2 protein-coding genes, 2 rRNA genes and 1 pseudogene (2 of these 5 only partly in view) are annotated in these 2500 nt (G+C 37.4%); 3 read left to right on the plus strand and 2 right to left on the minus strand.

Going from position 1 to position 2500, the window contains the following annotated elements:
* Nucleotides 1–361, plus strand: a 23S ribosomal RNA gene (locus tag PSR14_RS01765) (it extends 2562 nt beyond the left edge of the window).
* 50 nt (nucleotides 362–411) lie between these two features.
* Nucleotides 412–527: ribosomal RNA gene (gene rrf, locus PSR14_RS01770) — 5S ribosomal RNA — on the plus strand.
* Between the two features lie 217 nt (nucleotides 528–744).
* On the opposite strand, the pseudogene PSR14_RS01775 reads toward rrf, so the two are convergent.
* A pseudogene (locus PSR14_RS01775) lies at nucleotides 745–1337 on the minus strand (RNA-guided endonuclease TnpB family protein); the annotation flags it as partial.
* 109 nt (nucleotides 1338–1446) lie between these two features.
* Here PSR14_RS01775 and PSR14_RS01780 point away from each other — a divergent pair.
* Nucleotides 1447–2379, plus strand: coding sequence for a DMT family transporter (locus tag PSR14_RS01780; protein WP_169509538.1), 933 nt, complete (start codon nucleotides 1447–1449; stop codon nucleotides 2377–2379).
* Between the two features lie 87 nt (nucleotides 2380–2466).
* Here PSR14_RS01780 and PSR14_RS01785 read toward each other — a convergent pair whose 3' ends face one another.
* Nucleotides 2467–2500: the final stretch of a sulfotransferase family 2 domain-containing protein gene (locus PSR14_RS01785; protein WP_000460180.1), read on the minus strand. 758 nt of this gene lie beyond the right edge of the window; only the last 34 of its 792 coding nucleotides appear in the window; its start codon lies beyond the right edge, outside the window; it ends in the stop codon at nucleotides 2467–2469.

Raw genomic sequence — 2500 nt, forward strand, 5'->3', positions numbered from 1 at the left:
CCAAGGGTTGGGCTGTTCGCCCATTAAAGCGGTACGCGAGCTGGGTTCAGAACGTCGTGAGACAGTTCGGTCCCTATCCGTCGTGGGCGTAGGAAATTTGAGAGGAGCTGTCCTTAGTACGAGAGGACCGGGATGGACGCACCGCTGGTGTACCAGTTGTTCTGCCAAGGGCATAGCTGGGTAGCTATGTGCGGAAGGGATAAGTGCTGAAAGCATCTAAGCATGAAGCCCCCCTCAAGATGAGATTTCCCATAGCGTAAGCTAGTAAGATCCCTGAAAGATGATCAGGTTGATAGGTTCGAGGTGGAAGCATGGTGACATGTGGAGCTGACGAATACTAATAGATCGAGGACTTAACCATATAATATGTAGCAAATGTTATCTAGTTTTGAAGGAATATGCCTTCAATAGTTTGGTGATGATGGCAGAGAGGTCACACCCGTTCCCATACCGAACACGGAAGTTAAGCTCTCTAGCGCCGATGGTAGTTGGGACCTTGTCCCTGTGAGAGTAGGACGTCGCCAAGCAAAAACCTAAGTCGTTTCGACTTAGGTTTTTTGTGTTTATTTATATATATCAAATGACATAATCCGTAAATTTAGTAATCTTAATGAGAGAAAAGGATGAAATGGAGACGTTTTAAAGTCAACTACCCCCAGTGAGACAAAGCCTTTCAGTGGGGGCTTGAGCTCGAGCGCTAGGTCTTTTCGTCTATCGCTAGACAGTTTGACGCTCTAGCATTTATGCTACCCCACGATTTGTCACGCAACTTACTAATCTATCTACACCTAAATCGCAATTCAAAGCGTTACTCGTAGTCGTGGATGGTTTCTTCATTTGAGAAACATGCATTTCATATGTATCATGCACCTCAAAGAACCGACTTTTTTGCTTCGGTACAATCTCAATGTAGAAGATTTTTTTATGTCTTAAATTTTTCGGCATACGTATTTTAATGGAACCCAATTTTTTTTGAATGCCACATTCATCGGAACCATCCAATACCCGTTATTATCCACTTTAGGGACTTGATAGATTTCAATGATTCGTTTGTCAGTGGAACGAGAATAATTTGGAAACTTCGGACGCCCTGTGAACTGCTCAGGATTTTTCTTACATTGTTCCAACGCTTTAAAAAAGCTCTTCACTTCTGCATATAAGGCTCTGCGAATCGCTTGAATAGAATTTGATTGAACGCCCCAATCATTCGTATTGGCTTGCATGGAAGTATCTACTTCTTTTACAGTAGCCATCCTGTTATTGTTTAAGTAACTTTGTTTCATCGTGTACAAGCCAACATTTCGCAACGCTTTTGAGCTATGTGACATGCGCTGAAGTGAACCCCCGCTGATTAAAGTTTCAATTTATACAATATCTTTTCATTTTTAAAGGATTTCATTCATCAAAAAATCTATAATTAAGGTAATTAATATATATTATTGATGGGTGTGGGGGATTATGAAAGAAATATGCATGTTATTAGTGGCTGTTATATTATGGGGGACAGCTATTGCACCAACAAAGTGGGCATTAGAATCTATTCAGCCATTTACTTTGTTATTTATTCGTCTTTTCTTCGCGGGTGGAATCTGTTTACTATTTTCATTTAAACAATTAAAAAGATCGGTTGCACATAAACAAGTGCCGTGGAAAAGGATGAATTTACTATCTTTTACTGGTGTAGCTGGTTATTTTATGTTCACATCCTACGGTATTTCTTTAACAAGTGGATTGCATGTTAGTATTATTGATGCTGCTTTACCTTTAGTTACAATTCTTTTTTCAGCGTTCTTTTTAAAAGAAAAAATTCAGCTTAATTATTGGATCGGTATTGTACTCGGGGCTGCCGGGGTACTTCTTATTACCATTCCATCTAGTAACGTCGATCAAGAAGTATCTTTAATAGGAGATACCCTTATTTTATTAAGTACTTTTTTATTTGCTTTCTATACAGTATTGCTGAAAAGGCCAAAACAAGAACAGTATCTATCAAAAAAGGTTTTTACAACACTAACTTTAATTATTGGAGCTGTTATTCTATTACCATTTGCAACGGTAGAAATTTTTTATTACGGTTTTCCAAAGGTTGAAACATGGAAGGCCGGACTAAGTATAATATATCTTGTTATTGGAGCAACAATTTTAGCGTATTGGTTTTGGAATAGAGCACTAGAGACAGTCTCGGCATCAGTAAGTGGGTTATATTTAAATGCATTACCGTTAATAAGTATTGTTGCTTCAATTGCTTTATTAGATGAGTCTTTAACTTGGAAGATAGTAATAGGAGGAAGTTTAGTCTTAATAGGAGTAGGATGGGCAGATAGACAAAAGATAAGTAAGTTATTAAAGAAGAATAACTTGAATAGTAAGGAATGCTAAGTAACATATTGTATATAGTTTAAATATAAAAAAACACCTAATATATATTAGGTGTTTTTTATATTTGGCAAAGATAATAGATTGAAATCAGTATAGGTATTCTCTACTATATCTATACGTA

This window comes from Bacillus sp. A01H, assembly GCF_045277205.1.
Taxonomy (GTDB): Bacteria; Bacillota; Bacilli; order Bacillales; family Bacillaceae_G; genus Bacillus_A; species Bacillus_A paranthracis.